This window comes from Streptomyces sp. NPDC052687 (assembly GCF_040678395.1).
Taxonomy (GTDB): domain Bacteria; phylum Actinomycetota; class Actinomycetes; order Streptomycetales; family Streptomycetaceae; genus Streptomyces.
The window spans coordinates 124,100-149,533 of record NZ_JBFATR010000004.1 but is presented as its reverse complement, the minus strand read 5'-3'; the positions used below and the strand labels follow the sequence as shown (position 1 = coordinate 149,533).

Below are 25,434 nucleotides of genomic sequence, written 5' to 3'. Positions count from 1 at the left end.
ACGGCGGAAGCACCAACTCCCCGCAAAATCAGGCCAGGTGGCCGCACACGGTTTCGAACCGCGGGGAGCGGCAACCCGACGGACATGTCCCCTCGATATCGCTCCACCCAGGCGGGCCGGGCCATCGCGATCGTGGCCGACATCATGGCCCTCATCCTGGGACTGTGGATCCTGATGTATCTGTTCGAAGCCAACCGCGGCAACGACTTCGTGCAGTTCATCCATGACGCGGCCCGCTGGCTGGCGGGCTGGTCGCACGACCTGTTCACCTTCGACGAGGCCTGGGCCCGGGTGGTCTGCGGCTACGGTCTGGCCGCCGTCGTGTACCTGTTCGTGGGCCACGCCATAGCGAACCGCATCTACCGGCACTGACCCGGGTGCCGCGGCGCGCTCAGTCCGCGCAGCACTCCGGGTCCTCCAGCCCTCGCGGCAGCAGCTCGCCGCCGAAGACGGCGCAGGTCGCCTCGTGGCCGCCGAGCGCGGCGACGGCGAGCAGCAGCGAGCCGGCGGTCCAGGTGGTCAGCTCGCGGGGCCAGACGGCGTCGTCGTCGAAGACGTAGCCGGTCCAGTACAGGCCGGTCTCCGGGTCGCGCAGGTGCTGGATGGACTGGAGGATGTCCAGCGCCCGGTCGGACTCGCCGGTCGCCCAGAGGGTGAGGGCGAGTTCGGCGGACTCCCCGCCGGTGACCCACGGGTTCGGCACCACGCACCGCACGCCGAGCCCGGGCACGACGAACCGGTCCCAGCCCTCCTCCACGCGGGCCTTGGCCTCGGCGCCGGTGAGCGCGCCGCCGAGCACCGGGTAGTACCAGTCCATGGAGTAGCGGTCCTTGTCGAGGAACCGCTCGGGGTGCCGGCGTATCGCGTGCCGCAGCATGCCGACGGCCAGCTCCCAGTCCGGCTGGGGCTCCTCGCGCTGCTCGGCGACGGCGAGCGCGCAGCGCAGCGCCTGGTGGATGGAGGAACTGCCGGTGAGCAGCGCGTCGGTGACGTCGGTGCCGTCGTCCTCGCGCTTCCAGCCGATCTGCCCGCCGGGCTGCTGCAGCCGCAGCACGAACTCGACGGCCGCGTACACGACCGGCCACATGCGGTCGAGGAAGGTGTCGTCGCCGGTGGACAGGTAGTGGTGCCAGACGCCTACGGCGACGTACGCGACGAAGTTGGTCTCGCGGCCGCGGTCGGTGACGGCGTCCGGGTCGCCGTCGGCGTACGCCGCGTACCAGGAGCCGTCCGCGTTCTGGTGCCGCGCGAGCCACAGGTACGCCCGCTCGGCGGCCTCGTGCTCGCCCGCCGCGTCCAGCGCCATGGCGGCCTCGACGTGGTCCCACGGGTCGAGGTGGTGGCCGCGGAACCAGGGGATCGCCCCGTCCTCCCGCTGCACCGCGAGGATGCCGCGGACGGTCGCGGCGGCCTGCTCGGCGGTGAGCACTCCGGGCAGGACCAGGTGTTCCGTGCGGGGGGTGGTCACTTGGCGGCCGCCCGCGTGTCGGACTCGGCGGCGGTCGCGGCGGTTCCGGCGGTCCCGGTGTCCGGGATCCGGGGCAGGTGCGGCTTGGTCGCGTACACCACGAAGCTCTTGCCGATGAGCGGGTTCAGCGCCTGCTCGGCGACCCGGGTGGCCAGCGGCTTCTTCATGATGTCCCAGACCAGCAGCTTGTGGTACGCCCGCACGGGCAGCGCCTTGTCGTTGTCGACGCCGAACGCGCACTTCAGCCACCAGTAGGGCGAGTGCAGGGCGTGGGCGTGGTGGCTGCCGTACGGCTTGAGCCCGGCCTCCCTGATCTTGCCGATCAGCTCGTCCGCCTTGTAGATGCGGATGTGGCCGCCCTCGACCTCGTGGTAGGCGTCGGACAGGGCCCAGCAGATCTTCTCGGGGCCGTAGCGCGGGACGGTCACCGCGATGCGCCCGCCCGGCTTGAGGACGCGCACCATCTCGGCGAGGACGCCCTTGTCGTCGGGGATGTGCTCCATCACCTCGGAGATGATCACGACGTCGAAGGACTCGTCGGGGAACGGCAGCGCGAGGGCGTCGCCCTCCATGGCGGTGGCGGTCGCGCCCTCGGGCGCCTCGCCCGCCTCCTTCATCGCCGCGAACCACTTGGCGACCTCGCGGATCTCCTCGGCGTTGCGGTCCAGCGCCACGACCTGCGCGCCGCGCCGGTAGCACTCGAAGGCGTGCCGGCCGGCGCCGCAGCCGAGATCCAGGACGCGATCGCCCGGGGCGAGCGGGAACCGGGAGAAGTCGACGGTCAGCACGTGGCCCTGCTTTCGGGGTAGACGCTGGTGACGCTGGTGTTGCCGGGAGCGGCGGAGTCCGCGGCGACGCCGGAGTCGGCGGACGCGACCGCGGTACCGGTCGTGCCCGAGCCGCCCGGCGACGCGCCCGTGGCGGCGGCGATGGCCTCGCGGTAGCGGGCCACTGTGCCCTCGGCGGCGCGGGCCCAGGTGAAGTGGGCGAGGACCCGGTCGCGTCCGGCCGCGCCGAGCCGCCGGCGCAGCTCCTCGTCGCCCAGCAGCCGCTTCAGCGCGGCGGCCAGCGCGCCCGCGTCGCCCGGGGGCACGGCGAGGCAGGTCTCGCCGTCGCGCCCGGCGACCTCGGGGATCGCGCCGCCGGTGGTGGCGACGAGCGGTGTTCCGGTGGCCATGGCCTCGGCGGCCGGCAGGGAGAAGCCCTCGTACAGCGACGGCACGCACGCCACCTGCGCCGAGCGCACCAGGTCGACGAGTTCGGCGTCGGAGATGCCCTTGACGAAGTCGACGGCGCCTTCGAGGCCGTACCGTTCGACGGCCTGGGCGACGGGTCCCTCGGCGGGCCGCTTGCCGACGACGACGAGATGGGCGTCGGGCTGCTCGGTGCGGACCTTGGCGAGCGCCTCGACGAGGAAGACGAGGCCCTTGAGGGGGACGTCCGCGCTGGAGGTGGTGACGATCCGTCCGGGCACGCGGGGCACCGACGGGTCGGGCGAGAACAGGTCGGTGTCGGCGCCGATGTGGACGACGTGGATACGGTCCTGGCGTACGCCGAGGTGGTCGACGATCTCCTGGCGGGAGGTGCCGGAGACGGTCAGCACGGACGGCAGCCGGCGCGCGACGCGCTTCTGCATGCGGGTGAACGCGTACCAGCGGCGCACGGAGCAGCGGCGCTGCCAGGTCTCGGCGGCGTCCAGCTCCAGCTGCCGGTCGACGGTGATCGGGTGGTGGATCGTGGTGACGAGCGGCGCGCCGAGATCCCCCAGCAGCCCGTATCCGAGGGTCTGGTTGTCGTGCACGATGTCGAAGTCGCCGCGGCGGGCGCGCAGATGGCGGCGGGCGCGCAGCGAGAAGGTGAGCGGCTCGGGGAAGCCGCCGGTCCACATCGTCGCGACTTCGAGGGCGTCGATCCAGTCCCGGTACTCGTCGCGCTTCGGGGTGCGGAAGGGGTCGGGCTGCCGGTAGAGGTCGAGGCTGGGCAGCTCGGTGAGGCGCAGGTTGTCGTACCCCTCGTCGAGGACGGGGTACGGCTGGGCGCCGATGACCTCGACGTGGTGACCGAGGCGGGCCAGTTCACGGGACAGGTGGCGGACGTAGACGCCCTGGCCGCCGCAGAACGGGTTCCCCTTGTAGGTGAGGAGTGCGATACGGAGCGGTCGCGAGCCGGTGGGGGCACCTCCCTGCCCGAGCGAAGTCGCGAGCTCGGGGGACGCCGGGTCCTCCGGGGACCTGGCCTCCCTGGCCTCAGCGGTCACTCTGGGCCCCCTTCTCCTGCACTGTCCCGCGAGATTATGCCGGGACGCCGACCTAGAACAAGTTTCAGACTTGATCGTTCAAGAGGCTCCGAATCTACCGGCAGGTAGCGCCGCTGTGAGAAGTGGATCAGGTGATTCACGCCACGGCCCACACCGGTCCCGAACCCTGCCATGCTGTGTGATCCCACACCCTCACGGACTGTCACGGAACGGGACCCATGGAGAAGGTGGAAGCCGCCACCAGGCGCCCGGCCGCAGGCCCCGCCTCGCCCCTCACCGAGCGGCAGGAGGAGCGCCGGCGCCGCATCCTGCGCGCGAGCGCGCGGCTGGCGAGCCGGGGCGGGTTCGACGCGGTGCAGATGCGGGAGGTCGCCGAGTCCTCCCAGGTGGCCCTGGGCACCCTCTACCGCTACTTCCCCTCCAAGGTCCATCTGCTGGTCGCGACGATGCAGGACCAGCTGGAGCGTCTGCACGCCACGCTCCGCAAGAAGCCCCCGACGGGCGACACACCCGCCGAGCGCGTCGCGGAAACCCTGATGCGCGCCTTCCGCGCCCTGCAGCGCGAGCCCCATCTCGCCGACGCCATGGTCCGCGCCCTCACCTTCGCCGACCGCGGCGTCAGCCCCGAGGTGGACCAGGTCTCCCGCCAGACCACGGCGATCATCCTCGACGCGATGGGCCAGGAGGACCCGTCCCCCGCCCAGCTCTCCGCCGTCCGCGTCATCGAACACACCTGGCACTCGGCGCTCATCACCTGGCTGTCGGGGCGGGCGTCGATCGCCCAGGTGAAGGTGGACATCGAGACGGTGTGCCGGTTGATCGACCTGCCGGACGAGGAGCCGGAACGGGACAGACCGGGACGGCTCAGCGACTGAGCGACGGGCGGCGCGCGAACAGCGGCCACTACAGACCCTCTTTGGAAAGTCTCCAGGTAGGAAGGGACGCGTTCGAGCGTGCAGGGATCATCTTCATGGAATGACCCGTCGACTGTGCACACCAGCACGACGGGAGGTCTGTCAGGCCGATCCATCGATGAGCTGGAACGCTTTGCCGCCCAGCCGGAAAACAGTCACCTGGACGTGCAGACATGGGAGACGCTGCGAGAACTGGCCGTCGCCCGCATCAGCGACGATCGGCTGCCCGCCGGGACACGCCTGCGATGGGTCGGTCTCGCCCTTACGGCGATCCGGCGAAAAGCCCAGAGGTCTGACGTCGACAGCAAGGCGGCGCTGGCCGAGGAGACGAACGTGCGGGTCAACGCGATCCGCGCCTTCGGAGCAGCACGGGATGGCGGTCTGCTGGATCCGGTCGATCTGTGCGAGGGGGTGTTCAGAGAGATCGGGCAAACATCCGAAGAGGTTCGCGCCGAGGCCGCGCATTGGCGAAGCCTGCCTCCACAGGAGATGCTGCGGCTCCGCCGCGTCAAGAATCTGCTGACCCCTCTGCGCGGCGTCGAGAGCCTGATTCCCCCTCAGGATCCGCTGCACAGGGAACTCTCAGCCTGGCTGTCCGTGATTCCTGATCTGCCGTGACGCCGATGATCACGTCGTGCGGGCCCTTCGCGGAAGCGCCGGTCCCGCGCCCCGCCCCACGTGACGAACCACTCGGATCACCCCCGCTGACCGGCCGGTAAAGTGGCGGCGTCGTATCACACCCGTACGGGGAAAGCCGGTGCAAATCCGGCGCTGACCCTTCCCCGAGTTCTCGACTTCGCTCGAACAGGGGAGACCCCTGTCCGTAGGCCGGACCCCCGCGCAGGGGCCGGTGAGCCGGATCGCCCCGTGCGGACGTGGAACGGCTCAGCACCGTCGAGGTTTACGGAGCCGAGCCGCCCGGGTCCTCCGGTGCTGCCCGGCTCCCCGCAGGAGAGGGCATCCGCCGATCATGAACGTCCGCCGCACCGCCGCGGCCCTGGCCGCCGCCGCAGTGATCGGCGCCGTCGCGGCTCCGGTCGCCCACGCCGCCGACCCGTCCCCGTCCGCCTCGCCGTCCGCGGCCCTGCCCTCCGGGCTGTACGGCACGGGCGACCCGACCTACGACGGTGTGTGGCGGCAGTCGCTCGCGCTGCTCGCCCAGGACGCGGTGGGCGTGAGGCCCGCCGAGAAGGCCGTGGACTGGCTGACCGGACAGCAGTGCGCGAACGGCGCGTTCGCCTCCTATCGCGCGGACACCGGCAAGGCCTGTGACGCCGAGACGATGCTGGACACCAACGCGACCGCCGCCGCCGTGCAGGCGCTCGCCGCGCTCGGCGGGCACGACGCCGAGACCGGCAAGGCCGTCGGCTGGCTGAAGTCGGTGCAGAACGAGGACGGCGGCTGGGGCTTCGGCGCCGGGTCGCCGACCGACACCAACTCCACCTCCGTCGTCATCGGCGCCCTCGCCGCCGCCGGGGAGAAGCCCGCCGAGGTGACGAGGAAGGGCAACTCGCCGTACGACGCCCTCCTCGCTCTCTCCCTCCCCTGCGACGAGGACGGCGGTGGCGCCTTCGCCTACCAGCCGGACAAGAAGGGCAAGCTCGCCGCCAACGCGGACGCCACGGCCGCCGGTGTGCTGGGCGCGCTCGGCAAGGGGCTCGACGCCGAGCCGGGCAAGCGAGCCGGCATGCCGAAGTGCGCCGACGCCGGGTCCCCCGAGCAGGCCGCCGCCAACGGTGCCGCCTACCTCGCGGAGGCCGTCGCCGAGGACGGCCACCTCGTCTCCGCCCTGCCGGGCGCCGAGGACCAGCCCGACTACGGCAACACCGCCGACGCGGTCGTCGCGCTCGCCGCGCAGGGCGGTGCCGAGCGGGCCGCGAAGCCCCTGAAGTGGCTCCAGCGGAACTCCGCGGACTGGGCGAAGCAGAGCGGCCCCGCCGCCTACGCCCAGCTGATCTTCGCCGCGCTGGCCACCGGCGGCGACCCCCGTGACTTCGGCGGCGACGACCTCGTCGAGCGGCTGAACGCGACCGGCCCGGCCCCGCAGGCCGCCGGCGCGGACGAGAGCAAGCGGGACGACTCGGCCGAAGAGGAAAGCGACACCAGCATGTGGTGGGTCGTCGGCGCCCTGTTCGTCGGCGGTATCGGCATCGGTTTCCTGCTCAGCGGCCGGAAGAAGAAGGGGCCGCAGGCGTGATGCTCCGCCGTGCCGCCGTCCTGCTCCTGGCCGCGCTGTTCGGGTCGCTGAGCACCGGCCCGGCGCAGGCCGCCGGCTACCGCTACTGGTCCTTCTGGGAGCGCGACGGCGACCGCTGGACGTACGCCACCGAGGGCCCGGCCACCGCCCGGCCGTCCGACGGCGACGTGCAGGGCTTCCGCTTCGCCGTCAGCGAGGACTCCGGCGACGCCGCCCGGCCGCGCGGCACGGCGACGTTCGACGTCATCTGCGCCCGTACGCCCGCACGGGACGGCCGGAAGCGGGTCGCGCTCGTCCTCGACTTCGGTACGGCGGCCCACGCCCCGTCGGGTGAGACGCCGCCCGCCCGCCGGACCGTGTGCGCGAGCGTGGCGCCCGACGCGACGACCGCGGAGGCGCTGGCCGCCGTCGCCAAGCCCCTGCGCTACGACACCAACGCGCTGCTGTGCGCCATCTCCGGCTACCCGGCGAAGGGCTGCGGGGAGCAGGTGAGCGTGAGCGGTGCCGGCGGGAAGGACACCGCCGGGGACGAGAAGGACACCTCCCCGGAGGACGCCTCCCCGGAGAGCGCCGCCCCGGAGGACGCCGCCGAGGGAACGGCCGGCGGGCAGGACGACGGCGGGCCCTCCCTCGGTCTCCTCGCGGGCGGCGCGGCGGTGGCGGTCCTGGGCGCGGCCGCCATCTGGCAGACCCGGCGACGCGGGAATGGGTGACTCGGTCCACCCCGGTGCCTGGTGGCTGTGGGCCCTGTCCCTCGGCATCGCCGCCACCCGCACCACCAATCCGCTCCTCCTCGCGCTCCTCATCGCGGTCTCGGCGTACGTCGTCGCGGTGCGCCGCCCGGACGCCCCGTGGGCCCGCTCCTACGGCGCCTTCCTCAAGCTGGGCCTCGCGGTGCTGCTGATCCGGCTGGTGTTCGCCGTCGTGTTCGGCGCGCCCGTCCCCGGCACCCACACCCTCCTCACCCTCCCCGAGGTGCCGCTGCCCGACTGGGCGCAGGGCATCCGCCTGGGCGGCGAGGTGACCGCGGAGGTGCTGCTCCGGGCGTTGTACGACGGTCTGAAGCTGGCCGCGCTGCTGATCTGCGTGGGCGCCGCGAACGCCCTCGCGAGCCCGTCGCGGCTGCTGAAGTCGCTGCCGGGCGCGCTGTACGAGATGGGGGTCGCGGTGGTCGTGGCCCTGACCTTCGCGCCGAGTCTGGTCGCGGACGTGCGGCGGCTGCGTGCCGCCCGCCGGCTGCGCGGACGGCCGGACAAGGGGGTCCGGGGCCTGCTCCAGGTGGGCCTGCCGGTCCTGGAGGGCGCGCTGGAACGCTCGGTGGCGCTCGCCGCCGCGATGGACTCGCGCGGCTACGGCCGTACGGCCGCGGTGCCGCCCGCGGTGCGCCGTACGACGGCCGCGCTCACCCTCGGCGGGCTGCTCGGGGTCTGCGCGGGGACGTACGGGCTGCTCACCGCGGAGGGCGGCACGTACGGGCTGCCGGTGCTGCTCGCCGGGGTGGGGGCCGCGCTCGCCGGGCTGTGGCTGGGCGGCCGGCGCTCGCCGCGCACCCGGTACCGCCCGGACCCGTGGGGTGCGCGGGCCTGGCTGGTCTCCGGCTCCGGTGCCGCGGTCGCCGCCTCGCTCGTCCTGGCCGCGTCCGCCGACCCGGCGGCCCTGCATCCGGGGGTGGTCCCGCTGACCGCCCCGAGCCTTCCCGTGTGGCCGGCGGCGGCCGCCCTGCTGGGCCTGCTCCCGGCCTTCGTGACCCCACCGCCCGAGAACTTTGAGGAGTCGTCGTGATCCGCTTCGAGGACGTCTCCGTGACGTACGACGGAGCCGCCGAACCGACCGTCCGGGGCGTGGACTTCGAGGTCCCGGAGGGTGAACTGGTGCTGCTGGTCGGGCCGTCCGGCGTCGGCAAGTCGACGATCCTGGGCGCCGTCGCGGGGCTCGTCCCGCACTTCACGGGCGGCACCCTGCGCGGCCGGGTCACGGTCGCCGGCCGCGACACCCGCACCCACAAGCCGCGCGAGCTGGCCGACGTGGTCGGCACGGTCGGCCAGGACCCGCTGTCGCACTTCGTCACCGACACCGTCGAGGACGAACTCGCCTACGGCATGGAGTCGCTGGGTCTGCCCCCGGCGGTGATGCGGCGCCGGGTGGAGGAGACGCTGGACCTGCTGGGTCTCGCGCCCCTGCGGGACCGCCCGATCGCCACGCTGTCCGGCGGGCAGCAGCAGCGGGTGGCCATCGGCTCGGTGCTCACCCCGCACCCGAGCGTGCTGGTCCTCGACGAGCCGACCTCGGCCCTCGACCCGGCCGCCGCCGAGGAGGTCCTCGCCGTCCTGCAGCGGCTCGTCCACGACCTGGGCACGACGGTGCTGATGGCCGAGCACCGCCTGGAGCGGGTCGTGCAGTACGCCGACCAGGTCCTGCTCCTGCCCTCCCCCGGCGCCCGGCCCGTCCTCGGCACCCCCGCCGAGATCATGGCCGTGTCGCCGGTGTACCCGCCCGTGGCCGGTCTGGGCCGGCTGGCGGGCTGGTCCCCGCTGCCGCTGACGGTGCGCGACGCCCGCCGCCGTGCGACGGACCTGCGCGCACGCCTGCGCAACCGGGACCCCGCTCCCTCTCCCGCCTCCGCACCGGCCGCGAGTATGCCCGCGGCCGGTGCAGCCACGACCGATGCAGCCACGGCCGCGACCGCCCCTGGCGTCCCCGCGCCCGTCTGCACCGCATCGCGGACCACCCCCGCCGACGCCGGGGCCCCCTCGCCCCGGCCCCGCCGCTGGTTGCGCAAGCACCGGACCGCCGCGCCCGCCCTCGCCCCGCCCGCCTCCCCGTACGCCGCCGAGGTGCGCGCCCTCGCCGTACGCCGCGGCCGGGTGCGGGCGCTGCGCCGCGTCGACCTCACCGTCTCCCCCGGCGAGACCGTCGCGCTCATGGGCCGCAACGGCGCCGGGAAGTCCACGCTGCTGTCCTCGCTGGTGGGGCTGGTCGAGCCGGACTCCGGCTCGGTGCGCGTCGGCGGCGCCGCGCCGCACCGTACGCCGCCCCGCGACCTGGTCCGCCGGGTGGGCCTGGTCCCACAGGAGCCGCGCGATCTGCTGTACGCCGACACGGTCGCCGCCGAGTGCGCGGCGGCCGACGAGGACGCGGGCGCCGCGCCGGGCACCTGCCGGGCCCTGGTCTCGGCGCTGCTGCCGGGGCTTTCCGACGACACGCACCCGCGTGATCTGTCCGAGGGGCAGCGGCTGACGCTCGCCCTGGCGGTGGTGCTGGCCGCCCGCCCGCCGCTGCTCCTGCTGGACGAGCCGACCCGGGGTCTGGACTACGCGGCGAAGGCGCGCCTGGTCGCGCGGCTGAGGGAGCTGGCGGCGCAGGGGCATGCGATCGTGCTGGCCACGCACGACGTGGAGCTGGCGGCCGAGCTCGCCGACCGGGTGGTGCTGCTCGCGGAGGGCGAGGTGATCGCGGACGGTCCGACGGCGGACGTGGTGGTCTCGTCGCCGTCGTTCGCGCCGCAGGTGACGAAGATCCTCGCGCCGCAGCGGTGGCTCACGGTCGCGCAGGTGAGGGAGGCGCTGGCATGACCCGCGAGGACCGCCGGGTCCCCCAGGCCCGGCAGGTCCGGCAGGTCCGCGCGATCCGTCTCGGCCCCCGCACGGTCGCCGTACTGCTGCTCACCGGCGCGGTCGGTGCGGCGGCGCTGCTGTGGCCGTTCCTCTCGCCGCCCGCCGCGGCGGTGGCGGGGCACAGCCAGGACGCCCCGTGGCTCTTCGCTGGTCTGCTGGTGCTGCTGGTCGCCGTGGTGGGCGCGGCGATCGCGGAGTCCGGGCTGGGCGCGAAGGCGGTGGCGATGCTGGGCGTGCTGGCGGCGGCCGGGGCGGCGCTGCGGCCGATCGGCGCGGGCACGGCGGGCATCGAGCCGATGTTCTTCCTGATGGTGCTGAGCGGCCGGGTCCTCGGGCCGGGGTTCGGCTTCGCCCTGGGTTCGCTGAGCATGTTCGCGTCCGCGCTGCTCACCGGGGGTGTGGGGCCGTGGATGCCGTTCCAGATGCTGTCGATGGGCTGGTTCGCGATGGGGGCGGGGCTGCTGCCGGGCCCGCACCGGCTGCGCGGCCGCGGGGAACTGCTGCTGCTGGCCGGGTACGGCTTCCTGGCCGCGTTCGCGTACGGCCTGGTGATGAACGCGCAGGGCTGGCCCTTCCTGCCGCGGGACGGTTCGGACATCGCCCCGGACCCGGCCGCGGGCACCGCCGCGAACCTCGCCCGTTTCGTCGCCTACTGTCTGGCCACCTCGCTCGGCTGGGACCTGGGCCGCGCCCTGGTGACGGTGGTCCTCACGTTCACGCTCGGTCCGGCCGTGCTGAAGGCCCTGCGGCGGGCCACCCGGCGCGCCGCCTTCGAGACCGCGGTCACATTCCAGGCCCCGGAAGAGGCCTCCGGGCGTGAACCGGCCCACAGGGCGCAGATCACATACGACGGGAAATAGTAGACAAATCGGACGCCATGCTCACGTCAATCTTCCGGTTGACCTGGGCATTGAGAGCCACGTCACACGAGCGACCTTCATCTCGAATGCGACCACAACTAGTAAAGGGGGTCATTGCGGACCCCCTTCCGGGCTGCTTCTCTGGATGACGTCGCACGGCGCCGACGAGCCCCACGGGCCTCGGCGCCGAGGCATGTCCCCGCCCCGCACCGCGTGGTCATGGACTGCCGCGACACCCCGGTCCCCGAAGGAAAAGGTTCTCCGTGTCTGTCGCCCGCATCGCCCGCCGCATCGCGTCCCCGAAGAAGGCCCTCACCACCGCCGCCGTGGCCGCCGCCGCCACCGGCATGGCGCTGACCGCCGCTCCGGCGCACGCCGCGACGACCGCTTCGCCCGCCCAGGCGAAGGCGATCGCGAAGCAGATGATCCCGAACGCCGCCCAGTTCAACGCCTTCAGCAAGATCGTCGAGCACGAGAGCGGCTGGGACGTCGACGCCACCAACCCGTCCTCCGGCGCCTACGGCCTGGTCCAGGCCCTGCCCGGCTCCAAGATGTCCGCCGCCGGCGCCGACTGGAAGACCAACGCCAAGACCCAGATCGAGTGGGGTCTGGACTACATGAACTCCCGCTACGGCAGCCCGGTCGGCGCCTGGCAGTTCTGGCAGGCGAACGGCTGGTACTGAGCCGCCAGGGCTCCCGGCCGGACCCGCACCCCCGCAAGCACGCCCGAAGGCGGCGGCCCCCGATCCCCTGGGCCGCCGCCTTCGGGCGTTCCTCCGCGACAGCATCAGCACACTGATCGCCACCGGGGCCGCGAGCAGGGCCGTACGGCGGCCGACGGGGCGGGGCAGGGCGTGGGCGGCGACCAGGCCGGGGGCGACGACGAGCAGGAGCGTGCCGAAGGGTATGCGTTGCGAACCCTACGAGGCTCACGGCGCCCCCGCAGGAAGACGCGGGCCGCCTCCCGTTCGCCTGATATATGGCGTTCTGAGGTCCGAAGACGGTCGCCGCGCACCGTGCAGGTGTCCCGGCGCCCCGGATGGGAGAGGCTGAGCGCATGAGCGAGTCGCAGATCTGGGACACCGTCGACGAGTACGTCTCCGCCCGTCTCTCCCCCGACGACGAGGTGCTGCGGGCGGCGCTGCGCGACAGCCGGGCCGCCGGGCTGCCGGAGATCGGCGTCACCGCGCCGCAGGGCAAGCTGCTCCAGCTGCTGGCCGAGATCCAGGGGGCGCGGCACATCCTGGAGATCGGCACGCTCGGCGGGTACAGCACCATCTGGCTGGCCCGCGCGCTGCCCGCCGACGGCAGGCTCATCTCGCTGGAGTACGACCCGAAGCACGCCGAGGTCGCCACCCGCAACCTCGCCCGCGCGGGGCTGGACAAGGTCGCCGAGGTGCGGGTGGGGCCCGCGCTGGAGTCGCTGCCGCAGCTGGCCGATGAGAACCCGCCACCGTTCGACCTGGTCTTCATCGACGCGGACAAGGCCAACAACGCCGGCTATGTGGAGTGGGCGCTGCGGCTCACCCGCGCGGGCAGTGTGATCGTCGTCGACAACGTGGTGCGCGGCGGTCGCGTCGCCGACGCGGACACCGACGCGCCGGACGTGCGCGGCACCCGCGCGGCCATCGACCTGATCGCCTCCCACCCGAGGCTGAGCGGGACGGCGATCCAGACGGTGGGCGCGAAGGGGTACGACGGGTTCGCGCTGGCCCGGGTGGTGGGATGAGGGCGGCCGGCTGAGGGTGGGGGCGAGGAGGCGGCGGGATGGGGGCAGCCGGCTGATGAGGGCGAGGAGGCGCGGGTTCCGCGGCTGCCTCACCCGGGCCGCGGCGCGACCCGGACCGGACGCGCGGTCACCGTACGCCCGCGGCAGCGCCGCCCGCCCTGCCGTGACCGTCGCCCGCCCTGCCGTGACCGTCGCCCGCCCTGCTATGGCCGTCGCCTGCCGCACCCCGGTCGTCGCCCACGGCACTCCGGCCGTCTCCCGCCGCGCCCCGGCCGTCTCCCGCCGCGCCCCGGCCGTCGCCCGCCGGGCCGTGGACGCGGTGCCGTCGCCACTCGCGCGGGGTGACGCCGTAGGCCGCCCGGAAGCGGCGGGTGAAGTGGCTGGGGCTGGTGAAGCCGCAGCGGGCCGCCACGGCGGCCACGGGCAGCCCGGCGTGGCGGGGCGAGGCGAGCAGCCGGCAGGCCGCCTCCAGCCGCTCGCCGATGATCCACTGCTCCAGCCCGATGCCCGCCCGGCCGAGCACCACGTACAACTGGCGCAGGGACACGGCGTGCTCCCGCGCGATGTGCTCCGGGCTCAGCTCCGGATCGGTCAGGTGGCGGCGCACGTACGCCATGATCCGCACGGCGAGGGAGTCGTCCAGGGCCGACCGCACCCGCCGGTCGTCCTCGTCGTGCGCCGCCGAGACCAGCAGCGCCCGGACCAGCTCGGTGGTGGCGCCGGCCAGGGCGGCGGCGCCCGGGTCGACCTCCAGGCGGGCGGGGTCCCGCCAGAGGGTGCGCAGGTGGCCCAGGACCAGGTCGTGCATCGGGCTGGCGCGCAGGCGCAGGGAGGCGCGTACGACGGCGTCGACGGGCACGCCCAGGTGGTCCATGTCGATGGTGAGGGCCTGGGAGGCCCCGTGCCCGGACCAGCCGTAGCGGCGCGGCGCCAGCTCGTGGAAGACGGCGATGTCGTCCGGGCCCAGGTGGTAGCGCTGCCCGCCGTTCTCGGCGCGGTGGACGCCCTCGGTCTGCAGCGAGACGGAGACCACCGGCCGCTCCCGGTGCCGGCGCACGTGCCGGGCCGTGCGCCGGACCTCGAATCCGCTGCTGCGCGCGGTGAACAGGTCCAGTCCGCCCACCCGCCAGAGCTCGAACCGAGCGTGTATCCCGGTCTCGGGCTCCTCGTGCACGACGTCGTTCGGCACCGACCCGTCCGTCAGCGCGTGATGGAAGGCATCCGCCCGCTCCCGCGGCGCGACGGTGTCGAGGTCCAGCAGCAGCACCGGGTCCCGCCCCCTCAGTCCGTGTGACCTGGCTTCTGCGCATTGTGCGGTGCCGCGGCGCCGGCTGCCAGATCCGGCCGTGCACCGAGGGGCAAGTCCCCTGCGCGCAGGGGCGACCCGTGCGGCCGGCGCGCGCATACGGTTCCTGCGTCCCCGCGGCCGAGGCGCGGGGACGCGGCGCCCGCCCCCGTCCCCGTGAGAGGCCGAACATGACCGACCACCGCCCCGTCGCTCCCGTCCTGGAACCCGCCGCGGCGGCGTTCGCCCGGGCCACGGCCGAACCGCCGTATCTGTACGAGCTGCCGCCGGCCGAGGGCCGCAAGGCCGTGGACGAGGTGCAGTCCGGCCCCGTGGCCCTGCCCGACGTCGACGAGGAGTGGGTGACGGTCGCCGGCGGCCCCACCGGGGAGGTCCGGGCCCGTGTCGTCCGGCCCGCGGGGGCCTCGGGCCGGCTGCCGGTCGTCCTCTACGTCCACGGCGCGGGCTGGGTGTTCGGCAACGCCCACACCCACGACCGGCTGGTGCGGGAGCTGGCCGTCGGCACCGGCGCGGCCGTGGTCTTCCCCGAGTACGGCCTCGCGCCTGAGCACCGCTACCCGGTCGCCCTCGAACAGAGCTGGACGGTGGCCCGCTGGATCGTCACCGACGGCGCCGCGCACGGCCTGGACGGCGCCCGCCTCGCCGTCGCGGGCGACTCGGTCGGCGGCAACCTGAGCGCCGCGCTGACCCTGCTGGCCAAGGAGCGGGGCGGGCTGCCGCTGCGGCAGCAGGTGCTGTTCTACCCGGTGACCGACGCCTCCTTCGACACCGCCTCCTACGAGCAGTTCGCCGAGGGCTACTTCCTGCGCCGCGACGCCATGCGCTGGTTCTGGGACCAGTACACGACGGACGCCGGGGAGCGCGCCCGCGTAACCGCCTCGCCGCTGCGCGCCACCACCGGGCAACTGGCCGGGCTGCCCCCGGCGCTGGTCGTCACGGCCGAGGCCGATGTGCTGCGCGACGAGGGCGAGGCGTACGCGGCCAAGCTGCGCGCCGCGGGCGTACCGGTCACCGCCGTCCGCTACCAGGGCACCATCCACGACTTCGTGATGCTCAACGCACTGCGCGAGACGCGGGCGGCCGGGTCCGCGATCGAGCTGGCGGTGAACACGCTGCGGCGGGCGCTGGCCGAGGACTGAGCCGCGCCGCGCGCCCGCGACGACCGAGCCACCGCGGACGCCGGCCGCGATCCCCGCGACGCCGGCCTCCGCCCCACCCACACAGGAGCCAGCCGTGACCCGTCCCGCGCCCACTCCCCCTTCCCCGACCCCGTCCCCGACCCCGTCCCCCGACTCCTACGCCCGCGACCTCGCGCTGATCGAACGGGCCAACGCCACGGGCCGCGTCCCGGCGGTGTTCGTGCACGGCCTGTGGCTGCTGCCCACCAGCTGGGAGCGGTGGGCGGCGCTGTTCGAGGAGGCCGGGTTCGCCGCCGTGGCCCCGGGCTGGCCGGACGACCCGGAGACGGTCGAGGCGGCCCGCGAGCACCCCGAGGTCTTCGCGGGCAAGAGCGTCGGCCAGGTCGCCGACCACTTCTGCGACCTGATCCGCCGGCTGGACCGCGCGCCCGTGGTGATCGGCCACTCCTTCGGGGGCCTGATCGCCCAGATCAGCGCGGGACGCGGGCTGTCCCGGGCGTCCGTCGCGATCGACCCGGCGCCGTTCCGCGGGGTGCTGCCGCTGCCGCTGTCCTCGCTGCGGGCGGCGAGCGTGGTGCTCGGCAACCCGGCGAACCACCACCGGGCGGTGCCCCTGACGTACGAGCAGTTCCGGTACTCCTTCGCCAACGCCGTCGGCGAGGACGAGGCACGCGAGCTGTACGACACCTACGCGGTCCCGGCGTCCGGGGAGCCGCTCTTCCAGGCGGCGGCCGCGAACCTCAACCCGTGGACCGAGGTCAAGGTCGACACCACCGCTCCCGAGCGCGGCCCCCTGCTGATCATCTCCGGCGAGCAGGACAACACCGTGCCGTGGGCCATCGCCAACGCCTCCTACAAGAAGCAGGCCCGCAACCGGCACGCGGTCACCGAGATCACCGAGCTGCCCGGCCGCGGTCACGCGCTCACCATCGACCACGGGTGGCGCGAGGTCGCCGAGACGGCGCTGGCGTTCGTCCGGCGGTTCGTGGACCCGGCGGCGCCGGAGTCCGCCGTATGACCGTCAGATCTCGTGGTAGAAGCCCACGTTGACGCTCCGCGCGGCGGTGCGGTCCTGGATGACCACCTCTCCGTTGCCGCCGCGCGGGAGGGGCAGCGTGCCGCCGTACGCGAGGGGCTGCGCGTGGTCGCCGACGGTCAGCCGGACCTCGGAGGACGGCTCCGCCTGGGAGCCGCGCAGCCAGGTGAGGTGCCAGGCGCCGTCGTGGCCGCACAGGAACTCCAGGTGCACGCGGGAGACGAACAGCCAGTCCTCCGGCGTCGCCAGCCGGCACACCGAGGTGTCCCGGCCCACCCGCAGCACGGCTCCCGGCTCGCTGGGCGCGTCGGCCATGAGCATGCCGGCCGTGGCGCCCGTGTCCGTGCCCGAGACGGAGGCCATGGTCAGTTCGAGCACGTGCCGCTCCTTCATGTCCGGTGGCGCCGGCGTCCGTCGGCGCCGCTGCATGATAGATCGCCCGGTGCGGCCGCGTCCGGCACAATGGCCGCATGACCGAGCGAAAGCCTCCCGGCGTGAGCTTCGAGTCCTGGACCGACAAACAGATCCGTGACGCGCTGGCCCGCGGCGAGTTCGAGCACCTTCCCGGAGCGGGCAGACCGCTGCCGAGCGACATCGAGGCCGACTACGACGAGCGCTGGTGGATCCGGCGGAAGCTGGCCCGCGAGGGCGTCTCGGTACTGCCCCCGACGCTGGCCCTGCGCAAGGAGGCCGAGGACGCGCTGGTCGCGGCACTCGCCGCCCCGTCGGAGCGACTGGCCCGCAAGATCATCGAGTCGGTCAACGTGAAGATCCGCGACATGATGTTCAAGCCCCCGCCCGGACCCCCACTGGGCCTGAAGCCCTACGACGTGGAGGACGTCGTACGCCGCCGGCGGGAAACCCGCGAGGACCGCGGGAACGGCTGACGGACACGGCACGGCGCCGGCGGCCCGAGCCGCCGGCGCCGTCCGCGGTGCTCCGTGGTGCTCAGTGGTGCAGGAGCCGGTCGGCGAGTTCGCGGTAGTCGCGCAGCGCCAGCCGGAGTTGCTCGGTGTCCGTCGCCGGCGGGGTGGACTCGTCGGTCGACTCCCAGGAACGGCGCAGGGTGCGGCGCCGCTGGGCCACCGCCTCCGTGAAGCGGTTCACGATGTCCTCCAGGACGTGGTCGGCCTCCTCCACGGCCGCCCGCGGCCCGTCGACGAACCCGGTCACCGCGTGCTGGAGCCGCTGCGCGAGCTTCTCCGCCTCGTCGTGCGGCAGCAGCGGGGCGAGGTGGGAGGCCTTCTGCGCGCGGGACGTGCCCGCCTCGACGCCGGACCGGGCGGGGGTGCCGGCCGAGTAGCCGGGTGTGCCCGCCGATCCCGGTGTGCCCTGCGGGGTTTCCGTACCTGTGGGGCCGGGCTCGCCGGGGGCTCCCGGTATGCCCTGCGTGCCGGGCGTACCGGCAGTACCAGTACCGGCAACACCAGTACCGGCCGTACCAGTACCGGCCGTACCAGTACCGGCCGTACCGGACGCGCCGGGACCGCCGGGTGTCCCCGCGGTGCCGGACGCACCTGCGGTGTGAGGCGCGCCCCCAGTGCCCGGCGCGCCTGGGAACCCGCTCGTGCCCGCCGGACCCGCCGTGCCCGCCGCGCCCGCTGAGCCCGGCGTGCCGAACGCGCCGTACGCGCCGGGCGTGCCCGCCGTGCCGGGTGCGCCGGCCCCGGGCGGGGCCTCACCGGCGGCGGTGCCCCCGGACGGGGTCTCCCCGGCGGTGCCGGACCGGCCCGCCCCGCCGCTGGCTTCCGGCACGTCACCGGCCGTCCCCGGCACCTCGCGGGTGCCCGGCGGCATCTCGCCGGCCAGGCCCGGCACCCGGCCTCCGGGCGCGGGCCGCATCGCCTCGTCACCCGATGCGGAACCCCTGCTCTCCTGGGCCCGCGCGGAGCGCGGCGTGCCCGGCCTCCGCGGGTCGTCCCCGCCCTGCCGTGGCGTCTCGGTCATCGGGCTCAACTCCCCTTCGCGTGATGCCGGGTGAACCCCCACGGCTGGCGGGCGCGGTCGTGGCGGGCGTGGGACGGGGACCGGCGGTCGCCGGAGCCGCCGGCGTCGTGGCGGGTGGGCGCGACCAGGTCCTCGAAGAGGGCGCGGGCCTCGACCATGGCCTCGCGCATCTCCTCGGTGGCGGCCTGCTCGGGCTGCCCGTCGGCGCCGACGCCCGCGCGGGCGATGCGGTGGACGCGTCGGTAGCCGTGGACGTGGTCCGCGTGGTGCACGGACAGCGCGGCGACCTGTTCCTCGTAGTGGCCGCCGTCGGGGAAGCCGCGGGCGCCGGCCACTTCGGCGAGCAGTCGGTCCGCCTCGGTCACCGCGTCGCGCGGCGAGTCGACGAACAGCTCCTGCGCGGCCTGCCAGCGCTGCTCGTACGCGCGGCGCCGCTCCGCCTCCAACGGACGTTCACGCAGCTCGCCGTGGCGTTCCAGGCGCTCGGCGAGTTCCCGCTCCGCGGCCCTGGTGTCGCCGTCGTAACGGGCGACGGTCCGCTCGTACTCGGGCCCGAAGCGCCGCTTCAGGTCCCGTCCGCCGACGCCGCGGCGCCGCCGCAGGGTCAGCAGGACGGCCGCGCCTATGACGACGACCGCCCCGATCACGATCAACGCAACGATCAAACCAGTGGACATGTAGGTTGCCTCCGGGCTCTCGGACCTCGGAACGCTGACCGGGTTGCCCCGGGGCCCCGCCCCAAACGAAAGGGCCGCCGCGCCGGGCCGCGTGGCGCCTTAATCCGGTTGAGCCCACTCGGCGCGCGGTCCCGACAATGGCCGCCATGACCGCGCAGACGACGGCCTGGACCGTCGCCCCCGAACCCGTCGGCTCCTTCGATGCCGCCGCCCTGTGGCGGGCGTACTACACGGAGGTCAGCGACCGCTGGTACCTGTTCCACGAGGGCAGCCGTACCGACCCGGACGAGCTGGAGCGGGAGATCGCCGCCGGGGCCGAGGGCGGGCTCACCCCGCCCGGCGGGCGGCTGCTGGTGGCGCGTTACGGCGGCGCGCCCGCCGGCACCGCGGGTGTACGGCGCACCGCGGACCCGGCCGTCGCCGAGCTGACCCGGGTCTTCGTCCGGCCGGAGCTGCGCGGCCGGGGCGGCGCCGCGCTGCTGGTGGCCGCCGCCGAGGAAACCGCCCGGGCGCTGGGCGCGCGGCGGCTGATCCTGGACACGCGCGGTGATCTGCGCGAGGCGCGGGCGCTGTACGCGCGGCTCGGCTACGCGGAGACGCCCCCGCACAACGACGAGCCGTACGCCGAGCACTGGTTCGCCAAGGACCTCGTGGGCCCCGCCGCGACCTGAGGCTCGCCGGTCGGTATCGGCGAGGCCTCGGCTGTCGGCGGGCCCTCGGCCGTCGGCGGGACCGCGGCCGTCGGCGGGACCGCGGCCGTCGGCGGGCCCTCGGCCGTCGGCGGGACCGCGGCCGTCGGCGAGGCCTCGGCCCTCAGCGGCACCTCGGCTTTCGGCTGGACCTCGGCCGCCGGCGGGATCTCGGCCGTCAGCGGGACCTCGACGCCGCCGGGCGCCCGTCGTGCGGCTCCTCCCGGTCCGAGCCGCACAGCTCGTCGTTCAGCTCCCGCACGAGGTCCGTCAGGTCGGTCGGCCGGTCCGGTCCCCACCAGTCGCCCAGGAGTTCCGCCAGGGACTCCTCGCGGGCGGCGGCCAGCCGTCCGGCGACCTCGCGGCCCTGTTCGGTGAGGACCAGGTCGAGTCCGTCGCGCACGGCCAGCCGCCGTTCCTCGACCTGGCGGGCGCCGTCGAGGATGACGCCGAGGGGCACGGTGCTGCGTTCGGCGAGCACGGCGGGCTCCACCCAGCCGTACCGCTTCATCCGCAGCAGCAGCCAGCTCGCGGCGGGCAGCAGGTCGTAGCCCGCCCGTGCGGCGATCTTCCGGTAGACCTCGTGCCGGCCCTCGCGGGTGCCGAGCACGGACAGGGCGCGGCACACCTCGTCGTGCGAGGACCGCTCGACCGGGTTGCCTGCCAGGGTCTCCGACATGTCCGGCGCGGTGACCGAGCCGCGCAGCCGGTCCTCCTTGAGGAACCAGGCCAGCACGAACCCGGCGAGGGCGACCGGCGCGGCGTACAGGAAGACGTCCGTGAGGGCCGTCGCGTACGCGTGCAGGGCCGTGGGGCGCAGCTCCGGCGGCAGCTGGGCCAGGCCGCGCGGGTCGGCCTCCAGGGCGTCGGCCGAGACGCCGGGCGGGAGTTCCGCGCCGCGGAGGGCGGCGGTGAGCTTGTCGCCGAGGCGCCCGGCGAAGATCGTCCCGAAGACGGCCACGCCGAACGCGGCCCCGATCGAGCGGAAGAAGGTGACGCCGGAGGTGGCGACGCCCAGGTCCTCGTACGACACGGCGTTCTGCACGATCAGCACCAGCACCTGCATGACCAGGCCGAGACCCAGGCCGAAGACGAAGAAGAAGGTGCTGATCTGCGCGTCCGAGCTGCGCTCGTCGAGTTCCTGCAGGAGCAGCAGGCCGAGCGTGGTGATGCCGGTGCCGGCGATCGGGAACACCTTCCAGCGGCCGGTGCGGCTGACGATCTGCCCGGAGGCGGTCGAGGCGAGCAGCAGGCCCAGCACCATGGGCAGCATGTGGACGCCGGACATGGTCGGCGAGACGCCTTGGACGACCTGGAGGAACGTCGGCAGGTAGGTCATCGTGCCGAACATCGCGAAGCCGACGACCAGGCTGATCACGGCGGACAGGGTGAAGGTGCGGGTCCGGAACAGCTTCAGCGGAAGCACCGGCTCCGCCGCCCTGCGCTCCACGGCGACGAACACGGCCGCGAGCAGCACGCCGAGCACCGCCAGGCCGGTGATCTGCGGTGAGGTCCAGCGCCAGGTGGTGCCGCCGAGGGAGGCGGCGAGGACCAGGCAGGTGGCGACGGCGGCGATGAGGAAGGTGCCGAGGTAGTCGATGACGTGCCGGGTGCCCTTGCGCGGGATGTGCAGCACGGAGGCGATCACGGCGAGCGCGACCACGCCGACCGGCAGGTTGACGTAGAAGACCCACCGCCAGCTCAGGTGCTCGGTGAACACGCCGCCCAGCAGCGGGCCGAGGACGCTGGTGGCGCCGAAGACCGCGCCGAACAGGCCTTGGTAGCGGCCCCGGTCGCGGGGCGGCACCAGATCACCGACGATCGCCATCGACAGCACCATCAGCCCGCCGCCGCCCAGGCCCTGCAGCGCGCGGAACGCGATCAGCTCGGCCATGTTCTGCGCCATGCCGCACAGCGCCGAACCGATCAGGAAGATCACGATGGCGGTCTGGTAGAGCCGCTTGCGCCCGTACTGGTCGCCCAGCTTGCCCCACAGCGGGGTCGCGGCGGTCGACGCCAGCAGATAGGCGGTGACCACCCACGACAAATGGTCCATGCCGCCCAGCTCGCTGACGATCGTGGGCAGCGCCGTGGAGACGATCGTCTGGTCGAGCGCGGCGAGCAGCATGCCGAGGAGCAGTGCCCCGATCGAGACGAGGACGTCGCCGGGCACGTGTTCCCGGCTGCTCACCCCCCGCTGCGGGCCGCGCGGCTGTGCCGCTGTGCTGCGCGCATCCTCGGCCATGGGACCTCCCGAGGCTCGGTCGACCGCTGCCGTCGTGAGCCGGCACCTTCCATCGTGATCGGTGTGTCCAGTTATGGCCTGTTGAGTCCTGTGAATCGGCAGGACTCCCGGCCGTCGCCTCCACGGGATCTGCATAATCACTGGAGTTCGCAGGGGGCGGACGCCAGTTCGTACGCGCGGGGGCGCGCACGGGGCACATCGTGCAGGGAGGGGGCGGACGCGTGGCGGAGCCGAGAGGGCATGCGTGCCCGGAGTGCGGGGCGGCCCGCGGCACCGACAACACGCCGTCGTGCGGCTGCGGCCCGCGGGCGTCCGAGGCGCTGCGCGACGCCCGTACGGCGGAGCAGGCGGCGGCCGAGGACTTCGATCCGCTGCGGATCCGGCCGTACGTCGAGCTGGACGGCGCCGGCGCCCCGGTGGTGACCCCGTCGTCCGGTGACGTGGAGCCGACCATGCCACTGCGCCCGGTCGAGCCCGAGCCGCCGGCGCCGGAACCACCCACGACGGCGCTCCCGACCACCGAGGCACCCACGACCGTCCCGCCGGCGGAGGAGCCGCCCACGACCGTCCTGCCGGCGGAGGAGCCGCCCACGGCCGCCCTGTCGGCGGAGGAGCCGCCCACGACCGTCGTGCCTGTGGCGGAGCCGCCCACGACCGCTCTGCCGACGGCCGAGGCACCCACGACCGTCCCGCCGGCGGAGGAGCCGCCCACGACCGCCCTGCCCACGGCCGCCCTGCCCACGGCCCAGCAGCCCACGACCGTGCTGCCCACGCCGCTGGCACCGCCGTCCGCCGCGCCGAGCGCCGACGACCTGGACCTGTTCGCGGAGCCGGCCGGGGATGTGCCGGCACGGGATGTGCCGGCACCGCGGGAGTCGGCGCCCGGGGAACTCGTCACCGGGGCGGGGCGCCCGGGCACCAGCCGCCGCACGGTCGCGCTCCTGGTGTCAGCAGCGGTGGTCGCGGTCGCCACGGTGGTGGCGGTGACCAGTGGCCTCTTCTCGTACGACACGCCGTCGCGGAACACCGCGCTGCCCACGGACGTCCGGGAGGCCGTCCCCGAGGCGCGGACCACCGAGCCGCCCCGGAGCCCGGTCCCGAGCACCGCGTCGGCGCCGCCGGCCTCCGCCTCCCCGTCCCCGTCGGCGAGCGCGAGCGCGTCCCCCTCGCCGAGCCCGTCACGGTCCAGCGCCTCCGCGACCCCGACCCCGACGCCCACACCGACCGAGTCCACGACGGCGGCCCGCGCGACCTCCTCGCCCGAGGCCCCCGCCGAGACCGCGCCCGTACTGCGGCGCGGCGACCGGGGCCCGGAGGTCACGGAACTCCAGCAGCGCCTGCACCAGCTCTACCTCTACAACGACGCGCCCCACGGCCACTTCGACGAGGCCGTCGAGCAGTCCCTGCGCAACTACCAGTGGTCCCGGGGCCTCCAGGACGAGCTGAGCGTGTACGGCCCGAAGACCCGCGGCCTGCTGGAGTCGGAGACACGGGAGCCCTGAGACCGCGCCTGCCCGCACCCGCCCGGCCGCCTTGCCCGCCCTTGGCGGTCCCACCCCTGGCGGACCCGGTGGCAGGCGGTCCTGGGGGGTGTCTCGTCGATCAGGCCGGATCAGCGAACGGCGTCCGGTGCCGTGCATCGCAAGGCGGAGGAGGGAGTCGACGCGATGGGGGTGCCCCCGCGCGAGCGCAGCCGAGCGTGGGGAGTCGGCGACCGACGACAACGCGGCGAGGCGCGGTGCCAGACGCCGGGAGCCCGGCATGATCGGGGAGACGCCCCCTAGCGGCGAGCGGTGACGTGGAGCCGGATCGTGCCGTCCCCGGCGTCCTCCACGCGCACCTCGGTCAGGTCCCGGACCAGCATGTCCGGCCGGTGTACGGCGGCGCGCGGGCCGACGCCGACCACGCGCATGCCGGCCGCGCGCCCGGCGGCGATACCCGCGCCGGAGTCCTCGAAGACGACGCAGTCGGCGGGCGCGACACCCAGCTCGGCGGCGCCCTTGAGGAAGCCCTCGGGGTCGGGCTTGCTGGCGCCGACGGACTCGGCGGTGATCCGGATGTCGGGCAGCGGCAGCCCGGCGGCGGCCATCCGGGCCGTGGACAGCGGCACGTCGGCCGAGGTCACGAGGGCGTGCGGGAGGCCGCGCAGGGCGGCGAGGAAGGCGGGGGCGCCGGGGACCGGGACGACGCCGTCGAGGTCGGCGGTCTCCTCGGCGAGCATGCGGGCGTTGTCCGCGTGGTTCTGCTCCATGGGCCGGTGCGGCAGCAGGACGGCCATCGAGGCGTAGCCCTGGCGGCCGTGCACCACCTTCATCACCTCGTCGCCGTCGAGTCCGTGCCGCTCGGCCCAGCGACGCCAGACGCGCTCCACCACGGCGTCGGAGTTCACGAGGGTGCCGTCCATGTCGAGCAGGAGGGCGCGGGCGGTGAGCACGGTCGTGGCCGTCATCGGCAGCAGCTCCAGAGCTTGGGGGAACAGAGCGGCCCCGCCCGCCGGTCAGGGAAAACGGGCGGGAGCCACTTTGTTTCTCTACGGTACAAAACAAATCCGGCATCCCGCCAGCGCCCCGGCGAAAGCTTCACCGGGCGTTCAACTCGGGGGCACCCGAGACGGGAGGGGAGCCCGGCCTCCGGGCCGCGGCTCAGCCCGCCACCGCCTCCCACAGGCTCCACACACCCAGCACCAGCATCACCATCGCCGCGATCTTCGTGATCAGCCGCAGCGGAACCCGCTTCATCAGCGCCTTCCCGCCGACGATGCCCAGTCCCGCCACCGCCCACAACGCCAGCACCGCGCCGAGGCCGACGGACAGCGGGTCGTCGTAGCGCGCGGCGAGGTTCGCGGTCATGATCTGGGTGAGATCGCCGAACTCCGCGACCAGGATCAGCATGAACCCGGACCCCGCGACCTTCCAGAAGGACTGGTTCTCCGGCTTGCGGATCTCCTCCTCGTCCTCGTCCCTCTTCATCAGCAGCACCGCCGCGCCCCCGAGGAAGAGCACACCGGTCAGCGCGTGGGTGATCTGCTGCGGCAGCAGGGTCAGCACGCTGCCGGCCGCGACGGCGAGCGCGACGTGCAGGGCGAACGCGGCGGCGACGCCGGCGAAGACGTAGGACGCGCGGTAGCGGGTGCCGAGCACCAGACCGGCCAGCGCGGTCTTGTCGGGCAGCTCGGCGAGGAAGACGACGCCGAAGACGAGCGCCGTGACGGTGAAGCTGATCAAGGTTCCTCAATCGGTCGGGACCGCCCCCGCCGAGAGTGCTGAGCCCTATTCGTCAGGACACCTCGGCAAGGGCAGCACACTCGGCACCCGTGCCGTGCGGCACGGGCGTGCACTGCTTGCCGAAGGTCTCGC

General features: G+C 74.3%; 24 protein-coding genes and 1 pseudogene. 15 read left to right on the top strand and 10 right to left on the bottom strand.

Translation table 11 applies throughout. The features are described from left to right. The first annotated feature begins 84 nt into the window (after positions 1-84). Positions 85-372 carry a hypothetical protein gene (locus AB0K92_RS06915; RefSeq protein ID WP_365920140.1) on the top strand — a complete coding sequence of 96 codons (288 nt, stop codon included), beginning with the start codon at positions 85-87 and terminating at the stop codon, positions 370-372. 19 nt (positions 373-391) lie between these two features. On the opposite strand, the gene AB0K92_RS06910 is transcribed toward AB0K92_RS06915, so the two are convergent. Genes AB0K92_RS06910 through AB0K92_RS06900 form a run of 3 tightly spaced genes read right to left on the bottom strand, consistent with a single transcriptional unit; the run spans position 392 to position 3,725 of the window. Beyond that, complete coding sequence (locus tag AB0K92_RS06910) at positions 392-1,468, bottom strand: prenyltransferase/squalene oxidase repeat-containing protein (protein ID WP_165997902.1); 1,077 nt, start codon at positions 1,466-1,468, stop codon at positions 392-394. After that, positions 1,465-2,256 carry a class I SAM-dependent methyltransferase gene (locus tag AB0K92_RS06905; protein ID WP_165997904.1) on the bottom strand — a complete coding sequence of 264 codons (792 nt, stop codon included), beginning with the start codon at positions 2,254-2,256 and terminating at the stop codon, positions 1,465-1,467. The genes AB0K92_RS06910 and AB0K92_RS06905 overlap by 4 nt, the downstream gene beginning before the upstream one ends. Beyond that, complete coding sequence (locus AB0K92_RS06900) at positions 2,250-3,725, bottom strand: glycosyltransferase family 4 protein (RefSeq protein WP_365920138.1); 1,476 nt, start codon at positions 3,723-3,725, stop codon at positions 2,250-2,252. The genes AB0K92_RS06905 and AB0K92_RS06900 overlap by 7 nt, the downstream gene beginning before the upstream one ends. A 218-nt stretch (positions 3,726-3,943) precedes the next feature. Here AB0K92_RS06900 and AB0K92_RS06895 point away from each other — a divergent pair, with 218 nt between their 5' ends. The 9 genes from AB0K92_RS06895 to AB0K92_RS06855 all read left to right on the top strand — a co-directional run bounded on the left by AB0K92_RS06895 (position 3,944) and on the right by AB0K92_RS06855 (position 13,039). Continuing rightward, a complete protein-coding gene (locus AB0K92_RS06895; protein ID WP_365920136.1) occupies positions 3,944-4,600 on the top strand; it encodes a TetR family transcriptional regulator in 657 nt (218 codons plus the stop codon). Positions 4,601-4,714: 114 nt separating this feature from the next. After that, positions 4,715-5,257: a hypothetical protein gene (locus tag AB0K92_RS06890; RefSeq protein WP_365920134.1), complete on the top strand. Its 543-nt coding sequence runs from the start codon at positions 4,715-4,717 to the stop codon at positions 5,255-5,257. A 352-nt stretch (positions 5,258-5,609) separates the two neighbouring features. Then, positions 5,610-6,836 (top strand): prenyltransferase/squalene oxidase repeat-containing protein, encoded by a 1,227-nt coding sequence (locus AB0K92_RS06885; RefSeq protein WP_365920132.1) that lies wholly within the window; start codon positions 5,610-5,612, stop codon positions 6,834-6,836. Next, entirely contained in the window at positions 6,836-7,549 is a 714-nt protein-coding gene (locus AB0K92_RS06880) for an SCO2322 family protein (RefSeq protein ID WP_365920346.1), read from the top strand. Before AB0K92_RS06885 ends, AB0K92_RS06880 begins: the two co-directional genes overlap by 1 nt. Next, complete coding sequence (locus AB0K92_RS06875) at positions 7,542-8,618, top strand: energy-coupling factor transporter transmembrane component T (RefSeq protein ID WP_365920130.1); 1,077 nt, start codon at positions 7,542-7,544, stop codon at positions 8,616-8,618. Before AB0K92_RS06880 ends, AB0K92_RS06875 begins: the two co-directional genes overlap by 8 nt. Further along, complete coding sequence (locus AB0K92_RS06870; RefSeq protein WP_365920128.1) at positions 8,615-10,408, top strand: ATP-binding cassette domain-containing protein; 1,794 nt, start codon at positions 8,615-8,617, stop codon at positions 10,406-10,408. The genes AB0K92_RS06875 and AB0K92_RS06870 overlap by 4 nt, the downstream gene beginning before the upstream one ends. Further along, positions 10,405-11,310 (top strand): ECF transporter S component, encoded by a 906-nt coding sequence (locus AB0K92_RS06865; RefSeq protein WP_365920126.1) that lies wholly within the window; start codon positions 10,405-10,407, stop codon positions 11,308-11,310. Before AB0K92_RS06870 ends, AB0K92_RS06865 begins: the two co-directional genes overlap by 4 nt. Before the next feature lie 263 nt (positions 11,311-11,573). Further along, positions 11,574-11,993 carry a transglycosylase SLT domain-containing protein gene (locus AB0K92_RS06860; protein WP_365920124.1) on the top strand — a complete coding sequence of 140 codons (420 nt, stop codon included), beginning with the start codon at positions 11,574-11,576 and terminating at the stop codon, positions 11,991-11,993. 374 nt (positions 11,994-12,367) lie between these two features. Beyond that, a complete protein-coding gene (locus AB0K92_RS06855) occupies positions 12,368-13,039 on the top strand; it encodes an O-methyltransferase (RefSeq protein ID WP_165997923.1) in 672 nt (223 codons plus the stop codon). Between the two features lie 127 nt (positions 13,040-13,166). On the opposite strand, the gene AB0K92_RS06850 is transcribed toward AB0K92_RS06855, so the two are convergent. Beyond that, entirely contained in the window at positions 13,167-14,306 is a 1,140-nt protein-coding gene (locus AB0K92_RS06850; RefSeq protein WP_365920122.1) for a helix-turn-helix domain-containing protein, read from the bottom strand. 209 nt (positions 14,307-14,515) lie between these two features. Here AB0K92_RS06850 and AB0K92_RS06845 point away from each other — a divergent pair, with 209 nt between their 5' ends. Both AB0K92_RS06845 and AB0K92_RS06840 read left to right on the top strand, forming a co-directional pair. Further along, complete coding sequence (locus AB0K92_RS06845) at positions 14,516-15,484, top strand: alpha/beta hydrolase (RefSeq protein WP_365920120.1); 969 nt, start codon at positions 14,516-14,518, stop codon at positions 15,482-15,484. A 175-nt stretch (positions 15,485-15,659) separates the two neighbouring features. Further along, complete coding sequence (locus AB0K92_RS06840) at positions 15,660-16,502, top strand: alpha/beta hydrolase (RefSeq protein ID WP_365920344.1); 843 nt, start codon at positions 15,660-15,662, stop codon at positions 16,500-16,502. A gap of 3 nt (positions 16,503-16,505) precedes the next feature. Here AB0K92_RS06840 and AB0K92_RS06835 read toward each other — a convergent pair whose 3' ends face one another. Next, a complete protein-coding gene (locus AB0K92_RS06835; protein WP_365920118.1) occupies positions 16,506-16,898 on the bottom strand; it encodes a hypothetical protein in 393 nt (130 codons plus the stop codon). A 92-nt stretch (positions 16,899-16,990) separates the two neighbouring features. Here AB0K92_RS06835 and AB0K92_RS06830 point away from each other — a divergent pair, with 92 nt between their 5' ends. Beyond that, positions 16,991-17,407, top strand: coding sequence for a DUF1992 domain-containing protein (locus tag AB0K92_RS06830; RefSeq protein WP_165997930.1), 417 nt, complete (start codon positions 16,991-16,993; stop codon positions 17,405-17,407). A gap of 61 nt (positions 17,408-17,468) precedes the next feature. Here the strand turns inward: AB0K92_RS06830 and AB0K92_RS06825 are convergent. Together AB0K92_RS06825 and AB0K92_RS06820 are read right to left on the bottom strand one after the other, a co-directional pair. Continuing rightward, positions 17,469-17,744: pseudogene (locus tag AB0K92_RS06825) on the bottom strand (hypothetical protein); the annotation flags it as partial. Between the two features lie 728 nt (positions 17,745-18,472). Next, the gene (locus tag AB0K92_RS06820; protein ID WP_365920116.1) at positions 18,473-19,144 is read right to left on the bottom strand and encodes a hypothetical protein; all 672 of its coding nucleotides are present in this window, start codon (positions 19,142-19,144) and stop codon (positions 18,473-18,475) included. A 146-nt stretch (positions 19,145-19,290) separates the two neighbouring features. On the opposite strand from AB0K92_RS06820, the gene AB0K92_RS06815 reads away from it, so the two are divergent. After that, positions 19,291-19,815 carry a GNAT family N-acetyltransferase gene (locus tag AB0K92_RS06815; RefSeq protein ID WP_365920114.1) on the top strand — a complete coding sequence of 175 codons (525 nt, stop codon included), beginning with the start codon at positions 19,291-19,293 and terminating at the stop codon, positions 19,813-19,815. A 196-nt stretch (positions 19,816-20,011) separates the two neighbouring features. Here the strand turns inward: AB0K92_RS06815 and AB0K92_RS06810 are convergent, their stop codons facing one another. Continuing rightward, positions 20,012-22,078 carry an MDR family MFS transporter gene (locus AB0K92_RS06810; RefSeq protein WP_365920112.1) on the bottom strand — a complete coding sequence of 689 codons (2,067 nt, stop codon included), beginning with the start codon at positions 22,076-22,078 and terminating at the stop codon, positions 20,012-20,014. Between the two features lie 221 nt (positions 22,079-22,299). On the opposite strand from AB0K92_RS06810, the gene AB0K92_RS06805 reads away from it, so the two are divergent. Then, entirely contained in the window at positions 22,300-23,580 is a 1,281-nt protein-coding gene (locus tag AB0K92_RS06805) for a peptidoglycan-binding protein (RefSeq protein WP_365920110.1), read from the top strand. Between the two features lie 278 nt (positions 23,581-23,858). On the opposite strand, the gene AB0K92_RS06800 is transcribed toward AB0K92_RS06805, so the two are convergent. Beyond that, the gene (locus tag AB0K92_RS06800; protein WP_365920108.1) at positions 23,859-24,527 is read right to left on the bottom strand and encodes an HAD-IA family hydrolase; all 669 of its coding nucleotides are present in this window, start codon (positions 24,525-24,527) and stop codon (positions 23,859-23,861) included. Positions 24,528-24,720: 193 nt separating this feature from the next. Next, complete coding sequence (locus tag AB0K92_RS06795) at positions 24,721-25,302, bottom strand: TMEM165/GDT1 family protein (RefSeq protein ID WP_365920106.1); 582 nt, start codon at positions 25,300-25,302, stop codon at positions 24,721-24,723. Positions 25,303-25,434 lie beyond the last annotated feature (132 nt).

Coding starts and splice junctions, on each gene's coding strand:
- AB0K92_RS06915 (WP_365920140.1), top strand. CDS start 85: ATGTCCCCTCGATATCGCTCCACCCAGGCGGGCCGGGCCATCGCGATC.
- AB0K92_RS06895 (WP_365920136.1), top strand. CDS start 3,944: ATGGAGAAGGTGGAAGCCGCCACCAGGCGCCCGGCCGCAGGCCCCGCC.
- AB0K92_RS06885 (WP_365920132.1), top strand. CDS start 5,610: ATGAACGTCCGCCGCACCGCCGCGGCCCTGGCCGCCGCCGCAGTGATC.
- AB0K92_RS06880 (WP_365920346.1), top strand. CDS start 6,836: ATGCTCCGCCGTGCCGCCGTCCTGCTCCTGGCCGCGCTGTTCGGGTCG.
- AB0K92_RS06875 (WP_365920130.1), top strand. CDS start 7,542: ATGGGTGACTCGGTCCACCCCGGTGCCTGGTGGCTGTGGGCCCTGTCC.
- AB0K92_RS06865 (WP_365920126.1), top strand. CDS start 10,405: ATGACCCGCGAGGACCGCCGGGTCCCCCAGGCCCGGCAGGTCCGGCAG.
- AB0K92_RS06855 (WP_165997923.1), top strand. CDS start 12,368: ATGAGCGAGTCGCAGATCTGGGACACCGTCGACGAGTACGTCTCCGCC.
- AB0K92_RS06845 (WP_365920120.1), top strand. CDS start 14,516: ATGACCGACCACCGCCCCGTCGCTCCCGTCCTGGAACCCGCCGCGGCG.
- AB0K92_RS06830 (WP_165997930.1), top strand. CDS start 16,991: ATGACCGAGCGAAAGCCTCCCGGCGTGAGCTTCGAGTCCTGGACCGAC.
- AB0K92_RS06820 (WP_365920116.1), bottom strand. CDS start 19,144: ATGTCCACTGGTTTGATCGTTGCGTTGATCGTGATCGGGGCGGTCGTC.
- AB0K92_RS06815 (WP_365920114.1), top strand. CDS start 19,291: ATGACCGCGCAGACGACGGCCTGGACCGTCGCCCCCGAACCCGTCGGC.
- AB0K92_RS06810 (WP_365920112.1), bottom strand. CDS start 22,078: ATGGCCGAGGATGCGCGCAGCACAGCGGCACAGCCGCGCGGCCCGCAG.
- AB0K92_RS06800 (WP_365920108.1), bottom strand. CDS start 24,527: ATGACGGCCACGACCGTGCTCACCGCCCGCGCCCTCCTGCTCGACATG.